Below are 18,618 nucleotides of genomic sequence, written 5' to 3'. Positions count from 1 at the left end.
GACCGCGTGGGCCTCGCCGGCGGCGGTGAGGACGCCCACGCCGGGGGCGAAGAGGGCGCCGAGGACGAGGGCCAGGGCGGTCAGGACGGACCGGATGCGCATGCTGAAGCTCCTTGTCATGAGGGACGGGGCGGTGCGGTCCCACCCGGGGCGGAGGCCGTACGGGCAGGACGGATCAGGGGGCTGGAACCGGAGTGCGGAGCGGGTCAGGAGATGCCGGTCAGGGGGTCAGGGGCAGCAGGTCCGGGTCGGCAGGTGCCGGTCAGTAGGTGCAGCCCGAGTCGGGCAGCGTCCACGGAGACGGCGGGACGAGACCGTCGTACAGGGCGATCAGCATCTGCTGCGGGCAGACGGAGTCACCCTGGCGGAAGATGCCGAAGTGCAGGTGCGGCCCTGTGGAGTTGCCGGTGTTGCCCGTGCGGGCGATCAGCTGGCCCGCCGTCACCCGAGCCCCGTCGCTCACGGCGCGGCTGTCGAGGTGGCAGTACTGGTAGCGGACCCCGTCGTCCCCGTCGATCGCGACGCCCAGACCGCAGGAGTCGTTGAGCCCGCCGTTGAGCCGGGCGGTGCCGCCGGTGACGGCGTAGGCGGGCGTCCCGATCTCGACGGCGATGTCACTGGCGGGGTAGTCGTGATGGGCCCACAGCAGGCTCTCCCGGCCGTCGAAGACGTCCTCGCGCGGGATGACGAAGGCGTACGTGCCCAGGGGCCCGGATCCGGGCGGCGAGCCGAGCAGGTGCTGCCACGTGGTGGCCCCCACCGTGGATCCCCCGATGAGCTGGTGCTGCGCCTTGTAGTCCTCCACCGCGGTCGTCGTCGCCTGGCCGAAGACGCCGTCGGTCGCGACTGTCCGGTATCCGTGTTCGCGGAGCTGGAACTGCAGGGCTCGCACGGCGTCGGCCTGCGTGGAGCCGGGAGCGACGCTGATCACCAGCTTGCTCCAGGTCGCGGGTCCGACGATCCCGTCGGCCGAAAGTCCCCGGCTCTGCTGGAAGGCGATGACGGCGTTGCGCGTCTGGACGTCGAACTCGGCGTTGGCCGTGACGGCACCGCCGTGCTGCCGCAGGAGGAACTGCAGGCTGGCGACGTCGTTCCCGGCCGCTCCCTTCTGCAGCAGCGGCCAGGCGGGCAGGGCCGCGTGCGCCGGGACGGCGCCGAGCAACCCGAGCAGCAGGACCGCGAACAGCACGGTGACCAGGGTGCGGATGGTGCTGAGGGACGGGCGCGCCGCGAGGGTCGTGGCGGACGCAGGGATCATGGGCGGTCCTCTCCGTTCCAGTGACTGCCGGCCTCGGTGGCCCCCGGCGGGGTCGGAGCCCGTGCGAGGGGGGACCTCCACGAACCTCCGCCATGAGGCCTGGCCGGAAGGCGTACGGTAGGAACAGACGGGTCCGTCCGGACATCGACGTCATGTCGATCCGTCCGTCGGCGGCCTGGACCGTTTAGCCCTTTGAGGGAAAGGCGTTCCTGTCCTTCTGCTGGTGGGCCGGGGGGCTGCCCACCGCCCGTGCCGTCAGCGCCAGCCACAGGTCGACCCGGTCCTCCGCCCGGTCCTGCTGCCGTCCCGTCAGCCGCGCGATCTTCTCGATGCGGTTCTGGACGGTGTGCCGGTGCAGGCCCAGCAGGGACGAGGTCTCGGCCCAGGAGCCGTTCGTCTCGAGCCAGACCCGCAGGGTCTCGGTGAGTTCCCCGCCCGGGTCGGCGGCGTCGAGCGGGGCCAGGACGGTGTCGGCGAAGGCCGCGAGGGTCGCGGGACTGCCCAGGCCGATCAGGAGCCTGACCGAACCCGCCTCGGAGGCGCTCACGGGCCGTCCCAGCTCGGTGCTGGAGGACAGCAGGGCGATCGCCTGCCGGAGCGAGAGCGCCGCGTGCTGCGGGGCGACGGCCGGCCCTATCCCCGCGGGCAGGCCGGTGGCGAAGCGCCGGAGCACCGCTGAGGTGTCCACCTCCTCCGGCACGACCAGCTCGACCGTCTCCCCGGTCACGCGCGCGAGTCCTCCGGGCACCGCCAGGGCGAGATCGGCCGCGAGTTCCACAGGGTCGCCGGTCGCATGCACGGCCACGGCGCGGACGGACGCCGAGGAGACGTCGGCGGTCCGCAGGAGGGCCCTGGCCTGGTCGGCGGTGACGTCGGGATGGAAGAGCCGGGCGAGGAGGGCCGCGCGACGGCGGCGCTGCGGCTCGTCGGCCAGGTGGCGGCGCTCCAGTTCGACGGAGAGCAGGGACACGAGGACGCTGATCAGCAGCCGGGCCTCCGGCGAGTCCGCGTCGAGCAGGACCAGGAAGCCGCGCAGCCGGGTCGTACCGAGTGGCTGGACGACGAGTCTTCCGCACGGCAGGTCCGCGCCGCCACTTCCTCGCAGGCCGTGCAGGGCGACGGTCTCCAGCACGGCGGCGGCGTTCGCGAGCAGCTCCGGCCCGTCGGTCCCCGCCGCCCCGAGGAGGCGGCCCGCCGCGTCGCACACCGCGACACCGGAGTTGACCGCCTGGTGCCAGGAGGACAGCAGGCCCGTCAGTCCGTCGCCGGAGGCGGCCGCGGAGGACAGCCGGCGCTGGGTGCGCAGCGTCCGTTCCAGCAGGCGTCGTTCCTCGGACGCCCTGGCCACGAAGACGGCCTTGGTGATGGAGGCGAAGGAGACGGTCGGCGGAGCGGTGAGCAGGGGCAACCCGGCGTCCTCGGCATGTCCGCTCAAGGCTTTCGGAACGCTGCGGAGGGGCAGTCCCGGGCCCGTTCCCACGATGAGGGCGGCGGCCTTGCCGGTGCTGAGCTCGTGCACGTACGCGGCGTAACCGGGCTCGTCGGCCGTGAGCAACAGCCCGTTGGTCATGACGACTTCGGCGCCTTCGAGCCAGGCGGCGGGCCGGGTGTTCTCGGTCGCGTGCGCCGCCTCGACCACTCGGCCGAGTCCCGCACTGCCCGCCACGAGGCTGAGACGGAGCGAAGGGATGGCCAGCAGATCACGAACGGTGAGAGGCATGGGACGCATGGTCCATCACGGGGCAGCACCTGTCGACCGTTTGTCCAGGACCTCGGATCGTCCGTGACGACCCGAGGGGGCGGGCGAGGAGTGCGGCGACCGCTGCCCGCGCGCAGCGGCCGCTCCTGCGTACGCGGGTCAGGACACGGGGCGCGACAGCCTGCCCTGACGCTGGACGCGGTCGACGGCGGCCACCGCGTACCAGCAGTCTCCCGAGGGGTCCTGCTCCACGTGCACGGCCTGCTTCCCGCCGGGAATCACGGCCACGAGCGAGGAGTTGTCCCCGGGCGGACGCCCGCCGGGGTCGCGCGGGAACCGGTGCACCGTGTAGCGGAACGGGACGCCCTTCCCGCCGCGGGTCCCGGCGGTGATGCGCAGGGTGACCGCGTCGGTCCCGGAGTCCCGCCGGACCTCGACGGTGGGCCGCCGCGGAAGCGGGCCCTCGTCGAGCCGGGCCGGCAGGGGGCCGAGGACGGGCTGCTGCCAGTGGGTGAGCCGCATGGCGGCGAAGTCCCCCACGCGGTCCGCGCGGACGTCCTTGGCGCTGAAGAAGAGGTCCCCTCCCACCTCCGGCAGCGTGGCGTTGAGCGTCAGGTGGCGGGTCAGCTCCCTGCCGTCCTGCCACGGAGCGGGCTGCCCGGCCGCCCCCGACTTGTAGACCGCCTGTCCGATCCACAGCTCCGTGCCCGTGCCCCGGACGACATCGGCCCACCACGGGGCCAGGACGGCGTAGTCCGCCACGGGCAACCCGATGTGCCAGTACACCTGGGGCGCGATGTAGTCGAGCCAGCCGCGCTCGACCCATCCCCGGGTGTCCGCGTGCAGGCCGTCGTACGACTGGAAGGCCGCGGTGCGCGAACCGAGCGGGTCCGTCGTGGCGTTGCGCCAGACGCCGAACGGGCTGATCCCGAAGAGCGCGTCCGGACGTACGGCCCGTACGGCGTCCCGCATCTCCCGCACCATGAGGTCCACGTTGTGGCGGCGCCAGGCCGCCCTGTCCGCGTGGCCCGCGCCGTACGTCCGGAACGTCTCGTCGTCGGGGAAGTCGGAGCCCGCCACCGGATACGGGTAGAAGTAGTCGTCGAAGTGGACGCCGTCGATGTCGTATCGCCGGACGGCGTCGAGCATGGCCTCTTGGCAGAAGCGGCGCGCGGCCGGCACGCCGGGGTCGTAGTAGAGCTTGCCGCCGTAGGAAACGGTCCACTCCGGGTGGACCCGCGCCGGATGCCCGGGCACCAGCGCAGCCGGGTCCGCCTGCATGGAGACGCGGTAGGGGTTGAACCAGGCGTGGAACGCGAGCCCGCGCTCGTGCGCCGTCTCGACCATGAAGCCCAGCGGGTCGTAGCCGGGGTCCCGGCCCTGCGCGCCGGTGAGCCACTGGGACCAGGGTTCGAGGGGGGAGGGCCAGAACGCGTCGGCGGTCGGACGGACCTGCACGAACAGGGCGTTGAAGCCCCGGGCGAGGGCCTCGTCCGCGAGCCGGGTGAACTCCGCGCGCTGGGCGGCGGCGTCGAGGCCGGTGCGGCTCGGCCAGTCGATGTTGACGACGGACGCGATCCACAGCCCGCGCATCTGCCGCCTGACGGGATCGACGGGGGTGACGGGGGCGACTGCGGCCCGGGCCGGCGACGGCGCGAGCGCGGCGGCGCAGCCGGCCGCCGCGACGGCGGCGAGGAGCGTGCGGCGGGGGAGCGGGGAGGAGGCCGGGAAACCGGTGGTGCGCATCGGGGTCATGGCTGCCTTCACGGGCGAGGTGACGAGGGGACAGGAGGCGCTGGGGCGTCCGACGGGCCAGGTGCGGTGCTCGTTCCGGGAATGCCGTGGGCCGGGGCCGAGGGCCGAAAGTCGACCGCTCACGTAACGTGCGTAACTCTGGATGCCTGGCGTCGCACTATGTATCTTCTGTTTCGCGTGCGTGAGGGTGACCGCGCCGGTGGTGCACAGGTCGGGCCCGATCTCCCGCATGCGTGTGTGCGCGAGAAGTCTTCCGGTGTCGGGCGCCCGCGGCAATCGAGAAGGGGCGAGTGGTGACCGAGGCGCCGCGTCCCATGCTCGTCCCGCCGTACCCACGGCGGTAACGACTCGATGTCCACCCTCCCTCGCCGCGCGTGGACATTCTGTCGATCGTCCGTCCGTCGTCCCGATCCCTACCGTGTCGCCCCAGCCGCACTCCAAGAGCCGTCCGCCCGGCCGCCCTTCACGGTTTTCCACCGGACCGCCTTCCTGAAATGAGTACAGCGCACCATGAATCCCAGCCGTTCCACTGCCCTCGCGGCAGCAGCCGTTCTCACCGTCGTCGCCTCCGCGGCCGCCTGCGGCTCGAACGAGCCGACCAAGCCGAAGAACGCGCCCGGCAAGCCCGGTGGCGCCTACTCGGTGGCGCTCACGGAGCCCGACCACCTCCTGCCGGGCCGTACCACCAGCAGCTACTCCCTCCAGGTCCTGCAGGGACTGTTCGACCCGCCCGCCGCGCTCGATCCCAAGAACGGCAGCGTGAAGCCGCTGGCCGCCGTCTCCTGGTCCACCACCGACAACATCGTGTGGACCCTCAAATTCCGGTCCGGCACCACCTTCCACAACGGCGAGAAGGTCACGGCGGCCAGCTTCGCCGACGCGTGGAACGCCGCCGCCTACGGACCCAACGCCTGGGACGCGAACTACTACTTCGCCCAGATCAAGGGATACGACGCCCTCAACCCCTCGGAAGAGGACGCCAAGCCGTCCGCGCGGACCCTGTCCGGCCTGAAGGTGCTCGACGAGACGACCCTCCAGGTCACCCTGAAAGCACCCTTCGGACAGTTCCCCATGCTGCTGTCCTTCCCCGCTTTCGCCCCCCTCCCCAAAGCGGCCACGGCGAACCCGGACGCCGCCGACGTCGCACCGATCGGCAACGGCCCCTACCGGATCGACGGCGCCTGGGAGCGCAACCAGAAGATCCGGCTGGCGAAGTTCACCGGCTACCGCGGCCCGCGCAAACCCATGGCCGACCGCGTCGACTTCAAGATCTACACGAGCCGCGAGACCGCCTTCACCGAACTCCAGGCCGGCAACGTCGACGTCCTGACCACCGTCCCCGCCGCCAACTCCGCACAGGCCAAACGGCTCTTCGGCGAGCGCTTCTCGATCCGGCCCAGCGGAACCATGGACTACCTCGGCCTGCCCGTGAAGGACCCCCGGTTCGCCGACTCCCGCCTCCGCAAGGCCCTCTCCATGGCCATCGACCGCAAGGGCATCACCCAGGCCATCTACAACGGCGTCTACAAGCCCGCCACCTCGCTCGTCGGCGACATGATCCCCGGCCACCGGACGGACGCCTGCGGCCAGACCTGCGCGTACGACCCCGTGGCCGCCAAGCAGCTCTTCGAGGCCGCCGGCGGCTTCGACGGACCCCTCGAACTCCACTTCTCCAACGCGGACACCACCTACGAGCAGTGGATGACCTCGATCGCCAACCAGCTCAAGGACAACCTCGGCATCCAGGAGGTCAAGTTCCGCAAGATGGCCCCCGCCGACCTCTCCGCCCTGCTCAACGAAGGAAAGAACAAGGGCCCCTTCCGGCAGAACTGGGTGATCGACTACCCCAGCATCCAGAACTACCTCGACGGGCTCTACTACCCGGGCAACCGCTCGGGCTGGAGCGACAAGGAGTTCGACGCCCTCGTGGCCAAGGGCAACGCCGCACAGGGCGCGGAGGCCATCGCGTCCTACCAGAAGGCGGAGGACATGGCCCTGCGGGAACTGCCGTACATCCCGCTCTGGAACTGGCAGGACCAGTCGGCGTGGAGCGACCGGATCGACAACGTCATCATCGATCCCTACGCCGCCGGCCTGCACCTGGACCGCGTCACCGTCAGCGACTGACACCTCAACCGACCCTCCGCGGAGCACCCCGCGCTCCGCACAGACCTACCCCTGGGGGCCGTCCGTCGTGTGGAGATTCGTCGTCCGTCGCCTGCTGCACGCCCTGCCCGTACTCCTCGGCACCACCTTCCTCATCTACACGCTCGTCTTCGTCCTGCCCGGCGACCCCATCCAGGGGCTCGCCGGTGACAAACCCGTGCCGCCGGCGGTCCTCGCCGAGCTGCACGCCCGCTACCACCTCGACGACCCCCTGTGGGTGCAGTACACGCATTACCTCACCGGCCTGCTGACCGGCGACCTCGGCACCACCTTCACCGGCCGCGACGTCTCCGAGCTGCTCGCCGACCGATGGACCGTCACGCTGCAACTCGGCCTGACCGCCTGGGTCCTGGAAGTCGTCCTCGGCATGGCCCTCGGCGTCTGGGCCGGGCTCCGGAAGGGCAAGTGGGACGACAGCGCCGTCCTGTTCGGCACCACCCTGGTCATCTCCGTACCGGTCTTCGTCGTCGGGTACCTGGCTCAGCTGGTCTTCGGCGTCCAGCTCGGCTGGCTGCCGGTGGCCGGAACCGAAGGCGGATGGCCCCTGGCCTACCTCCTGCCCGGCCTCGTCCTCGCCTCCTTCGGCCTCGCCTACGTCGCCCGGCTCACACGCAGCTCCCTCATCGAGAACCTGCGGGCCGACTACGTGCGCACCGCCCACTCCAAGGGGCTGAGCCGCCGCCGCGTCGTCGTCCGGCACACCCTGCGCAACTCGCTGATCCCCGTGGTCACCTTCCTCGGGCTGGAGCTCGGCGGTCTGATGGCCGGCGCGATCGTCACCGAGTACATCTTCAACCTCCCTGGAGTAGGCCAGCAGCTCTTCCAGTCCATCCAGCTCCGCGAAGGCCCCGTCGTCGTGGGCACCACGACGGCCCTCGTTCTCGTCTTCCTGCTCGCGAACCTGCTCGTGGACCTGCTTTACGGGCTGCTCGATCCGAGGATCCGCCATGACTGACACCACCAGGACCCTGGAGGCCGCGGGCGAAACCGCCGAGCGACCCGCGGCGCCCGACCCGGCGCGCCCACCGTCCCCGGAGCGGGCGTCCCTCAGCAGGGACGCCTGGATCGAACTTCGCGCGCGGCCCACCGTGTGGGCCGCCCTGATCACCCTCCTGCTGATGACGGCGATGGCGCTCGCGCCCGGAGTCCTCACCTCGCTGCTGACGGAAGGGGGAGACCGCTGCGACCTGGCCCACTCCAAACAGGGACCCTCCGCGGGCCACCCCTTCGGATTCGACCTGCAGGGCTGCGACTACCTCGCCCAGGTCATCCGGGGCACCCGCCCCTCCCTGATCGCCGGCCTCGCCGTGACCGCTGCATCCCTCCTGATCGCCGTCGTGCTCGGACTGCTGTGCGGCTTCTACGGAGGATGGCTCGACGCCCTCGTCTCCCGGGTGACCGACGTCTTCTTCGGCCTCCCCTTCGTGCTCGGCGCCACCGTCATCCTCGTCGCCTTCCCCGACCACGGCCTCGGCGCCATGATCCTCGTCCTGACGGTGCTGGGCTGGACGACCATGACGCGCATCATGCGCTCCCAGGTCATCGCCCTGGCCGACGCCGACTACGTGCGGGCCGCCCGCATGCTCGGAGCCCGGCCCGCACGCCTCATGGTGCGCCACATCCTCCCCAACGCGATCACCCCGGTCGTCGTCGTCGCCATGCTGAACGTCGGAGCGGTCATCTCGGGCGAAGCGACGCTCGACTTCCTGGGGGTCGGACTCCAGTACCCCGAGGTCTCCTGGGGGCTTCAACTGAACGCGGCCCAGGCCTTCGTCCTCGACCACCCCCACCTCCTGGCCTTCCCCGCACTCTTCCTGTCGGCGACCGTCCTGAGCTTCATCCTCCTCGGTGATGCCGCACGCGACGCCTTCGACCCCCGGCTGAAATGAGCGCACATGTCCCACGCCGTACGCCCCCTCCTGGAGGTCGAGGACCTCTGCGTCGAGTTCCGCACCCGACGCGGCACGATCCGGGCGGTGAACGGACTCTCCTACACCCTGCGCGAAGGCGAGACCCTCGCCCTGCTCGGTGAGTCCGGCTCGGGCAAGTCCGTCGCGGCGCAGGCCGTCATGGGGCTGCTCGACACCCCGCCCGCGCACATCACCCGCGGAGCCGTCCGGCTGCGCGGCGACGACCTGCTCACGATGCCCCCGGAGCGCCACCGCGAGGTCCGCGGCACCCGCCTCTCCATGATCTTCCAGGACGCGCTCACCGCCCTCAACCCCGTGCTGTCGGTGGGCGACCAGCTGGCCGAGATGTACACGGTGCACCAGGGCCTGGGGCGCAAGGCCGCCCTCGCGCGCGCCGTCGCGCTCATGGACCGCGTCCGCATCCCGGCCGCCGCGCGCCGGGTCCACGACTACCCCCACCAGTTCTCCGGCGGCATGCGCCAGCGCGTCATGATCGCGATGGCGCTCGCCCTCGACCCGGAAGTCGTCATCGCGGACGAGCCCACCACTGCCCTCGACGTCACCGTCCAGGCCCAGATCATGAGCCTGCTCCGACAGCTCCAGGCCGAGACCCGCATGGGCCTGCTGCTGATCACCCACGACCTCGGCGTCGTCGCGGAGGCGGCCGACCGCATCACCGTCATGTACGCCGGCCGTACGGTGGAGTCCGCGAACGCGGAGGACCTCTACGCCCGGCCCGGCCACCCCTACACCCGCGGGCTCCTCGACTCCGTACCCCGCCTGGACCGCCTGGGCAAGCCGCTGGTCCCCATCACCGGCGCCCCGCCCCCGCCCTCCTCGGTCCCCACCGGATGCGCCTTCCATCCCCGGTGCCCGCGGGCCGAGCCGCACTGCGGCACCGACGAGCCCTCCTTCCGCACGCTGACACCCACAGGACACCGCAGCGCCTGCCACTTCGCCGAGGAGGTCCACCATGCCCCCGTCGGCTGAGACCGCTCCGCCACTCCTGCGGGCCACCGCGCTCACCCGCCACTTCCCCGTCACCGAAGGAGTGCTGCTCAAACGCCGCACCGGGGCGGTCAGAGCGGTCGACGGCGTCGACCTGACCGTCCGGCGCGCCGAGACCCTCGGCATCGTGGGCGAATCGGGATGCGGAAAATCGACGCTCGCCTCCCTCCTCATGGCCCTGGACCGCCCCACCTCGGGGACGGTGACGATCGACGGACAGAACCCCTTCGCCCTCTCCGGACCCGAACTGCGCGCGCTGCGCCGCCGCGTGCAGATGGTCCTGCAGGACCCCTACACCTCGCTCAACCCGCGGATGACGGCCGGTCAGATCGTCGGGGAACCCTTCGCCATCCACCCCGAGGCCGTACCCCGGGCCGAACGCGGGCGCCGCGTCGCCGAACTCCTCGAAACCGTCGGCCTCGACCCCGCCCACCGTGACCGCTACCCGCACCAGTTCTCCGGCGGACAGCGCCAACGCCTCGGCATCGCACGGGCCCTGGCACTGGGACCGCACCTCCTCCTGTGCGACGAGCCGGTGTCCGCCCTCGACGTCTCCGTCCAGGCGCAGGTCCTCAACCTCCTCGACGACCTCCGCAGCGAGCTGAGTCTCGCGTGCGTCTTCATCTCGCACGACCTCGCGGTCGTCCAGCACCTCTGCGACCGGATCGCGGTCATGTACCTCGGAAAGGTCGTGGAGACCGGCACGCGCGAGCAGATCTGCACGAGCCCTCGCCACCCCTACACCCGCGCCCTCTTCGCCGCGGCGCCCGTACCGGATCCGAGGCGGCGCGCACCCGACGACGCGCTCCTCCTCGAAGGCGACCTGCCGTCCCCGGCCGCACCGCCGTCCGGGTGCCGCTTCCGGACGCGCTGCCCCTACGCCCGCGAGCAGTGCCTGACGGAACCGACACTGCGCGTACGGGGCGGGGCTGACCACCCGACCGCCTGTCACTTCCCCGTGGAGACCACCAGATGAAGGACGCACGCGTGACGACGAGACGAACGACGCGCCGACGAGCGGCGGGCCCCGGGACGGTCCTGGCCGTCGTGTTGACCGTGGGACTCACCATGGCTCCCGCCCAGGCGCAGTCACCCGACGTGAAGGCACGCACCGAGGGGGCGACGCCGAGCCGGGCCGAGCTCTTCCGCACGGCCGGCGAACGCCACCGCGTACCCGGAGCCGTGCTGCTCGCGGTGTCGTACCTGCAGAGCCGCTGGGACGACCACGGCGGCGCTCCCAGCGTCGACGCGGGATACGGACCCATGCACCTGACCGACGCCCGGGCGACGCTCGCCGGGGCGACCCACCACACGGACGGTGACGAGGACCCGCGGGGCGACACCTCCCGGCCGTCCCTCGCGCACCGCGAGACGCCCGTCGACCCCGCCCGCCTGCCCGCCGCGCTGGAGACTCTGGGGCGGGCGGCCGTCCTCACCGGGCTCTCCGCCGACCGGCTCCGCACGGACCCCGGGGCCAACATCGAGGGCGGCGCCGCCCTCCTCGCGGCACACCAGCGCTCCGCCGGACTGCCCCTGAGCACGGACCCGGCACAGTGGTACGGGGCCGTCGCCGCGTACTCCGGCGCCACCGAGGCCGGGGCGGCGCGACGCTTCGCCGACGACGTCTTCCGCCTCATCAACACCGGAGAGACGCGGCGCACCGACGACGGAACCCTCGTCACCCTGCCCCCGGCGCCCGTCACCCCCGACACCCGCCAGGTGGACCGACTCGGCCTGAAGCCCACCCCCCCCGGTGCCGAATGCCCCCGCGACCTGGGCTGCGACTGGATCCCCGCGCCGTACGGGATGCTGTCGGAGGAGCCGGGCGACTTCGGCAACCACGACCTCTCCGACCGTCCCCGCAACCAGAGCATCGACTACATCGTCATCCACGACACCGAGGCCACCTGGGACACCACCCTCAAACTGGTCCAGGACCCCACCTACGTGTCCTGGCACTACAGCCTCCGCTCCGCGGACGGCCACATCGCCAACCACCTGCGCGCCAAGGACGTCGGCTGGCACGCCGGCAACTGGTACGTCAACGCCAAGGCCGTCGGACTGGAGCACGAGGGCTTCCTCGCCCAGGGCGGGCAGTGGTACACCGAGGCGATGTACCGGACGTCGGCCCGTCTCGTGCGCCACCTGGCCAAGAAGTACGACGTCCCCCTGGACCGCGCCCACGTCATCGGCCACGACAACGTCCCCGGCACCGTGCCCGGCACCGTCGCCGGCATGCACCAGGACCCCGGACCCTACTGGGACTGGGCCCACTACTTCGACCTTCTCGGCAAGCCCTTCAAGGCGGACGGGAGGACCGGCTCGCCGCTGGTGACCGTCCGCCCGGATTACGCGTCCCACACGGAGCCCTACCACTGCGGCGCGACCCCGGCCGACCTCTGCCCCGTTCACGGATCGGCCTCCCTCACCCTGCGTACCGAACCCCGCGACGACGCCCCCCTGGTCACGGACATCGGCATCCGTCCCACACCGGGCACCTGGTCCGTCTACAACCACGCCGCCCGGGTGAGCACCGGTCAGAAGTACGTGGTGGCCGAGCGCCGGGGAGACTGGACGGCCCTGTGGTACCTCGGCCAGAAGGGCTGGTTCAAGGACGACCCCCGACGCCCGAAGACCCTGCCCGCCAAGGGCCTGGTGGCCCAGCTGCGGCCAGGCCTCGACAGCGCCCCGCTCTACGGGCGCGCCTATCCCGAGCCCGCTGCCTATCCCGCCGACGTCCCCGTCCAGCCCCTCGTACCGCTGCAGTACACGCTGCGGCCCGGGGAGTCCTACAGCGTCGGGCAGACCGTCAACGGCGAGTACTACCACTCCAAGACCTTCGAGCTCGCCGGCCACACCGTGGTCCGCGGCGCGCTCAGGTACCACCAGGTGCAGTACGGCCACCGCGTCATGTTCGTCAGGGCGGACGACGTGATCCTCCGGTCCGCCGCCACGACGCCCCGCGTGACGAACTGAGCGCGGGACCGAGCCGAACCGGCCCGGGGCTCCTGAGCGGGAACCCCGGGCCGTTACCATGTGGGCCCCGTCCAGGCATCGGCGTCCGGCTGGGCCTTACCGGAGCTACAAGAGAGCGGCAGGAAGACCGTGACAGGCGAGAACCGAGGGCGAAGCGACGACCCCTGCGAGCCGCAGGCGGTGCTGCACCGCTGGTCGGAAGCCTGCCACTTCACCGACGCCGTCCTCCGGGGCACGGCCTGGGCCGACGGGGCTCTGCGCCTGCGGAGCGTCGAGGCGCGCGAGACCTACGTCGACCACCACGGGCACGCGAGTCTGGAATGGGAGTACGCGACCTGCTCCACCGGCTGGCGCGACCTGCCCTTTCCCGCCGAGGAACTCATCCCGTCGTGGACGGCCCTCACGCCGCCCGGCACCCGGCTGAGGGTACGGCTGCGCGTCCGCGACGCGGCGGGAGACACCTCGCCCTGGTACGTCATGGCGCACTGGGCCTCGGACGACGACGTGGTGCACCGCACCACGGTGCCCGGTCAGACCGGCCCGTTCGGGACCGCGGACGTCGACGTGTTCGTCGCGGCCCCCGGCAGGCCCGCCGCGGCGTACGAACTGGAGGTCCGGCTCGCGCGCACCCCGGGCGCCCCACACGGCCCGGCCGTTCATGCCCTGTACCTCGCCGCGTCGTCCACGCCTCCCGACCACCACCCGGCGCTGAGCGGCCCCGGCGGGGCCTGGGGGACGGTCCTTGACGTCCCGTGCCGCTCCCAGGAGGTGCACACCGGTCACAGCCCGCAGTGGGACGGGGGCGGAGAGGCCTGGTCGGCGCCCGCGTGCACCGCGATGCTCGTCGAGTACTTCGGTCACGGTCCGGACGCCGGAGAGATGGCGTGGATCGACCCCGCCGACACCGCCCCGCAGGTCGACTTCACCGCCCGCGCGGTCTACGACTACGCCTACAAGGGCTGCGGCAACTGGGCGTTCAACGCCGCTTACCCGGCCCGCTACGGGCTCCGCGGGGTGGTCACGCGGCTGCGCTCGCTGAGCGAGCTGGAACGCTTCATCCGCGCGGGCATCCCGATCGCCACGGCGCAGAGCTTCCGCATCGGCGAGCTCGCGGGCGCCGGTTACTCACCGGCCGGAAGCATCAAGATCGTCTGTGGTTTCACGCCGGACGGTGACGTCGTGGTCAACGACCCGCTGTCGGCCACCGACGAGGAGGTGCGGCGGACCTACCCGCGCGGCGAGTTCGAGCGCGTGTGGTTGGCGGCCTCGGGCGGCGGGGGAGTGGTCTACCTCCTCCACCCCGCCGATCTTCCCCTCCCGCCCCACGTGCCCGGCCTCGACCCCAACTGGTAGACGTGGCGGCAATGTTGCCCCGCCGCCCCGCCGCCCCGCCGCCCCGACCGTACGACGAAACGTCGATGAACCCAGTGAGGGGCGGGACCTTTTGTTGATCGTGCGGCCCCGCCGCGGCTCACTAGCGTGGAGCGCATGACAACGGCTCCGCCCCCTCTGCGCGGTTCCCGGGACGACGCCCGCTCCCTCCCGCTCCGGTCGCCCGTCCCGGCCCCGCCCGCCTGAGGCCGGCCGGCCCCCGCCGGGCGGGCCGCCACCGGCACCACCACTCCGGGAACGGCGACGGACCCGGTCCCCGGACGTACGACGCCTTTGCGCGCCGCCGGTCCTCGACGACCGGTCGGCACGTACACGGCGGCGCGTACGGGCAGCGCGCCCCACGCACGACATCGCCCGGCCCGCAAGGCAGCGCGCTCCACGCACGGCAGCGCTCCCCGCACGGCCCGCACACCACGCACGGCCGGATCGCTCCGACGCCCTTCGCGATTCCCCCGCTCACGACCTGACGCCCCTTCGCACGGCCACAAGGCGGTAACCCCATGAACCACGCCCCTCCCACCCGCAGCACCCCGCCCGCGTTCCGGGCCTGGGTCTCCGACATCAGTGCCGCGGACGTCGCCCGCCAGGACGGGACGCCGGGCTGGGTCTCCCTCGTCGGCGACGACGTGTGGTGGGACGAACCGCGCCCCCACGAGGCCGGCCGCCGCTGCGTCGTGCGCGCGAAGCCGGACGGCCGGGTCGAGGACGTGCTGCCCCCGGGGTTCGACGCCCGCAACAGCCTGCACGAGTACGGCGGCAGGTCCTGGCGCCCCACCAACGCCGGCCTGGTGTTCACCCACTGGAACGACCAGCGCCTCTACCTCCACCACCCGGACGCCCAGGACCCGCCCAGGCCCCTCACGCCGGCCCGCAGGAACGTCACCTACGGGGACCTCTACGTGCCGCCGTCGCGTGACGAGGTCTGGGCCGTCCGGGAGACGCGCCGCGACGGGGTGCGCGACGTCGAGCGCGCCCTCGTGGCGGTCTCGCTCGGCACGGGCGCAGAACGGACCGTCGCCGCCACCCATCACTTCATGACCTGCCCCCGCCTCTCCCCGGACGGCCGCCACCTGTCCTGGATCGGCTGGAACCATCCGGACATGCCGTGGGACGGCACCGAGCTGTGCGTCGCACCCCTGAGGCAGGACGGCACCGCCGGCACCCACCGCGTGCGTGCGGGCGGCCCCCGGGAGTCGGTGGTCCAAGCCGAATGGAGGGACTCCCACAGCCTCTGGGCGGTCACCGACCCCGACGGGTGGTGGACGCTCCACGTCGTCCCCGCGCACACGGGCCCCGCCCGCGCCGTCACGCACGCCGAGGAGGAGTTCGGCGGCGCGCTGTGGAAGCCCGGCGCCACCTGGTTCGCCCCCCTCCCCGACGGCCGGGCCGTCGCCGTCCACGGCACGGGCGCCGGGCGCCGCGTCTCCCTCGTGGATCCCGACGCCGGTCCCGGCCTGCCCGTCCTCACCGATCTCGGCCTGCCCTGCACCGACTTCGTCCACAGCATCGACGCCGACGCGAACCGCCTGGTCACCGCAGGGGCGAGCACCCTCCTGCCGTACGGCGTCATCACCGCGGACCTGCCCGGTCCCGGCGGCGCCCCCGGCGCACGCAACCTCCGGGCCCTCTCCACCTCCCGGACCGCGGCGGTCGACCCCGCCTGGCTGCCCCGCCCCACCGCCAGGGCCTTCCCGCGTCCCGCCGCGACGCCGACCGGCGACGCTCCCGGCCTCCCCGACGCCCCGGTGCACGCGCACACCTACCCGCCCACCCACCCCCGTCGCGTCATGCTCGACGGGGAACGCCCGCCCTGGGTGCTCTTCGTCCACGGCGGCCCCACAGGCGACCACCCCATGGTGTACGACCTCGAGATCGCCTACTTCACCAGCCGCGGCATCGGCGTGGCGACGGTCGACTACGGAGGCTCCGTCGGCTACGGCCGCGCCTACCGGGAGCGCCTGAACGGCGCCTGGGGCGTCGTCGACGTCGACGACTGCGTGACCGTCGCCCACGCCCTCGTGCGCGAAGGACTCGCCGACCCCGCCCGCATCGCGATCCGCGGAGGCAGCGCGGGCGGCTGGACCGCGCTCGCCGCCCTCACGCACACGGACGTCTTCGCCGGCGCGGTCTCCTTCTACGGCATCACCGACCCCGTCACCTGGGCCGCCACCACCCACGACTTCGAATCCCGCTACCTCGACGGGCTGATCGGCCCGCTGCCGGCCAGCGCCGACCTGTACGAACAGCGCTCCCCGGTCCTGGCCGCGCCCCGCGCCAGCGGCCCCGCCCTGCTGCTCCACGGCCTCGACGACGCCATTGTGGACCCCGCGCAGTCGTCGGCCATGGCCCGCGCCCTCCGGGAGGCGGGCCTGCCCCACGAGCACGTCGAGTTCCCCGGGGAACGCCACGGCTGGCGGCGCGCCGAGACGATCCGGGCGGCCCTCGACGCCGAGATCCGCTTCTACGAACGGATCTTCGGCCCGCCTCGCGTGCCCGCGGCCGAGACGACCGGCACCACGCCTTCCGCAGCCCCCGCGTCCCGGTCATGACGGCCGCGACCACGCCGGCCGCGGCCGCGGGAAGCCTGCCGGAGCCGGACCGCACGCACCCCCCGTTCCTCCGGCGGGGTGACACGGTGGCCCTCGTCGCCCCCGCCGGGCCGGTGGACGACCGCGAGACGGCCATGGCCCGCGCCCTGCTGGAGAGCTGGGGCCTCAGGCCGCACACCACTCCCCGGCTCTCCGCGACCCACCGCGACTACCTGGCCGGTTCCGACGAGACGCGCCTGGCCGACTTCACCGAGGCGTGGCTCGATCCCGCGGTGCGCGCGGTCCTCTGCGTACGCGGCGGGTACGGGACCCAGCGCGTCGCCGACCGCCTCGACCACCGTCGCCTCGCTGCCGCAGGCCCCAAGTTCCTCGTCGGCTCCAGCGACATCACCTGCCTCCACCAGGCCCTGGGGGAGGCGCTCGGACTGGTGACGCTGCACGCCCCCATGCCCGCGTGCCGCCCGGTCCACGACGACGAGGCCACCGCCGCATCCCTGCACGCTGCCCTCTTCGGGCCGTTGCCGCGCTCCTTCGCCCTGGACGGACCCGTCCTCGTCCCCGGACGCGCCGAGGGCGCACTCACCGGCGGCAACCTCACCGTGCTCGCCTCGTCGCTCGGGACCGCCACCGCGCTCGCCACCGAAGGCCGGATCCTCCTCCTCGAGGACGTCGGCGAGGAACCGTACCGCCTGGACCGGTCCCTGACGCAGCTCCGACGGGCCGGCGTCCTGCGGCGAGCGGCCGGTGTCGTCCTCGGGGACTTCACCGACTGCGGCCCTCCCGACCAGGTGGACGCCGTGCTGCGCGAGCGCCTGTCCGACCTCGGCGTCCCCGTGGCGTCCGGGCTGGCCGCCGGACACGGACCACGCCAGCTGACCGTACCCCTGGGGGCGCGCGCCGTGCTCGACACGGCCCTGCGCCGCGTCACCCTCCCTCCGTACGAAAGGAACACGGCATGACGCGCGTCCTCGTCTCCGCGGACATGGAAGGCGTCACCGGAGTCACCTGCCCCGACGACGTCGAACCGGGCACCGCCTCCTGGGACCGCATGCGCCCGCTCTTCACCGGCGACGTCAACGCCGTCGTCGACGGCCTCCTCGCAGGCGGCGCCAGCGACGTGCTGGTCAACGACGCCCACTACACACAGCGCAACCTCCTCCTCGAAGCCCTCGACCCGCGGGCCCGCCTGCTCACCGGCCGTCACAAGCCGCTGGGCATGATGGCCGGGATCGAGCTCGCCGACGCCGTCGTCTTCCTCGGCTACCACACGGGCGCCGGTCAGCAGGGAGTCCTCTCGCACACCTACCTCGGCACGGGGCTGACCGGCTTCCGCATCGACGGCGAACCGGCCGACGAGGGCCGCATGAACGCGCTGATCGCCGAGGAGCACGGCGTCCCCGTCGTCCTCGTGACCGGCGACGACGTCACCTGCCGGGCGGCGGGAACCTGGGCCCCCGACGCCCTCGTGGTCGCGGTGAAGGAGTGCGTCAGCCGGTACGCCGCCGTCTGCCTCCCGCCCGCCCGGAGCGCCGAGCTGCTGCGCGCCCGGGCCACCGAGGCCGCCGCCCGCCTCCCCGCGCATCCCGTCCGGCGCGCACGGACGGACGCCGACCCCGCGCGGAGGCGCGGCGCTCCCGGCAGGCCCCACCGCTTCGAACTCGCCTTCCACGCACCCCATCTGGCGGCAGCGGTGCTCGCCGTCCCCACCGTCGAAGCCAACGGTCCGCGGGGCGTCGCCTTCACCGCGCCGGACGCGACCACTGCCGCCCGCACCTTCAAGGTGTGCACCACCGTCGCGGGCGCGGCGATGGAAGACCACTTCGACTGACCGTCGCCCCCCACGCACCGCCTCCTGCCCGCGCCGTTCCCGGCCCGCCCCCTGGACGCCCCGCCCCCTGCCCGCAC

The 18,618-nt window shown here is 72.8% G+C and carries 13 protein-coding genes; 10 read left to right on the top strand and 3 right to left on the bottom strand.

Annotated elements, in window-relative coordinates:
• Positions 1 to 262: 262 nt before the first annotated feature.
• The 3 genes from ACFWUY_RS16535 to ACFWUY_RS16525 form a co-directional block, all read right to left on the bottom strand.
• Positions 263 to 1,258 carry a peptidoglycan-binding protein gene (locus ACFWUY_RS16535; protein ID WP_384107978.1) on the bottom strand — a complete coding sequence of 332 codons (996 nt, stop codon included), beginning with the start codon at positions 1,256 to 1,258 and terminating at the stop codon, positions 263 to 265.
• Between the two features lie 184 nt (positions 1,259 to 1,442).
• Positions 1,443 to 2,978: a PucR family transcriptional regulator gene (locus tag ACFWUY_RS16530; RefSeq protein ID WP_384107976.1), complete on the bottom strand. Its 1,536-nt coding sequence runs from the start codon at positions 2,976 to 2,978 to the stop codon at positions 1,443 to 1,445.
• A 138-nt stretch (positions 2,979 to 3,116) separates the two neighbouring features.
• Positions 3,117 to 4,712, bottom strand: coding sequence for a glycoside hydrolase family 10 protein (locus ACFWUY_RS16525; protein ID WP_384107974.1), 1,596 nt, complete (start codon positions 4,710 to 4,712; stop codon positions 3,117 to 3,119).
• A gap of 510 nt (positions 4,713 to 5,222) precedes the next feature.
• Here ACFWUY_RS16525 and ACFWUY_RS16520 point away from each other — a divergent pair.
• The 10 genes from ACFWUY_RS16520 to ACFWUY_RS16475 all read left to right on the top strand — a co-directional run bounded on the left by ACFWUY_RS16520 (position 5,223) and on the right by ACFWUY_RS16475 (position 18,541).
• Positions 5,223 to 6,839, top strand: coding sequence for an ABC transporter substrate-binding protein (locus ACFWUY_RS16520; RefSeq protein WP_384107972.1), 1,617 nt, complete (start codon positions 5,223 to 5,225; stop codon positions 6,837 to 6,839).
• Between the two features lie 67 nt (positions 6,840 to 6,906).
• Entirely contained in the window at positions 6,907 to 7,833 is a 927-nt protein-coding gene (locus ACFWUY_RS16515) for an ABC transporter permease (RefSeq protein WP_384107970.1), read from the top strand.
• On the top strand, positions 7,826 to 8,767 hold the full coding sequence (locus ACFWUY_RS16510) for an ABC transporter permease (RefSeq protein WP_384107968.1): 942 nt from the start codon (positions 7,826 to 7,828) through the stop codon (positions 8,765 to 8,767). The genes ACFWUY_RS16515 and ACFWUY_RS16510 overlap by 8 nt, the downstream gene beginning before the upstream one ends.
• Positions 8,768 to 8,773: 6 nt before the next feature.
• Complete coding sequence (locus ACFWUY_RS16505; RefSeq protein ID WP_384107966.1) at positions 8,774 to 9,778, top strand: ABC transporter ATP-binding protein; 1,005 nt, start codon at positions 8,774 to 8,776, stop codon at positions 9,776 to 9,778.
• Entirely contained in the window at positions 9,762 to 10,772 is a 1,011-nt protein-coding gene (locus tag ACFWUY_RS16500) for an ABC transporter ATP-binding protein (protein ID WP_384107964.1), read from the top strand. Before ACFWUY_RS16505 ends, ACFWUY_RS16500 begins: the two co-directional genes overlap by 17 nt.
• Positions 10,769 to 12,772: an N-acetylmuramoyl-L-alanine amidase gene (locus ACFWUY_RS16495; protein ID WP_384107960.1), complete on the top strand. Its 2,004-nt coding sequence runs from the start codon at positions 10,769 to 10,771 to the stop codon at positions 12,770 to 12,772. The genes ACFWUY_RS16500 and ACFWUY_RS16495 overlap by 4 nt, the downstream gene beginning before the upstream one ends.
• Before the next feature lie 129 nt (positions 12,773 to 12,901).
• Positions 12,902 to 14,125: a C39 family peptidase gene (locus tag ACFWUY_RS16490; RefSeq protein WP_384107958.1), complete on the top strand. Its 1,224-nt coding sequence runs from the start codon at positions 12,902 to 12,904 to the stop codon at positions 14,123 to 14,125.
• 539 nt (positions 14,126 to 14,664) lie between these two features.
• On the top strand, positions 14,665 to 16,713 hold the full coding sequence (locus tag ACFWUY_RS16485) for an alpha/beta hydrolase family protein (RefSeq protein WP_384107956.1): 2,049 nt from the start codon (positions 14,665 to 14,667) through the stop codon (positions 16,711 to 16,713).
• Complete coding sequence (locus tag ACFWUY_RS16480) at positions 16,710 to 17,672, top strand: LD-carboxypeptidase (RefSeq protein WP_384107954.1); 963 nt, start codon at positions 16,710 to 16,712, stop codon at positions 17,670 to 17,672. The genes ACFWUY_RS16485 and ACFWUY_RS16480 overlap by 4 nt, the downstream gene beginning before the upstream one ends.
• Complete coding sequence (locus ACFWUY_RS16475; RefSeq protein WP_384107952.1) at positions 17,669 to 18,541, top strand: M55 family metallopeptidase; 873 nt, start codon at positions 17,669 to 17,671, stop codon at positions 18,539 to 18,541. Before ACFWUY_RS16480 ends, ACFWUY_RS16475 begins: the two co-directional genes overlap by 4 nt.
• The last annotated feature ends 77 nt before the right edge of the window (positions 18,542 to 18,618 follow it).

Source organism: Streptomyces sp. NPDC058664 (assembly GCF_042716635.1).
Classification (GTDB): Bacteria; Actinomycetota; Actinomycetes; order Streptomycetales; family Streptomycetaceae; genus Streptomyces.
This window is presented reverse-complemented; position numbering and strand designations above follow the sequence as displayed.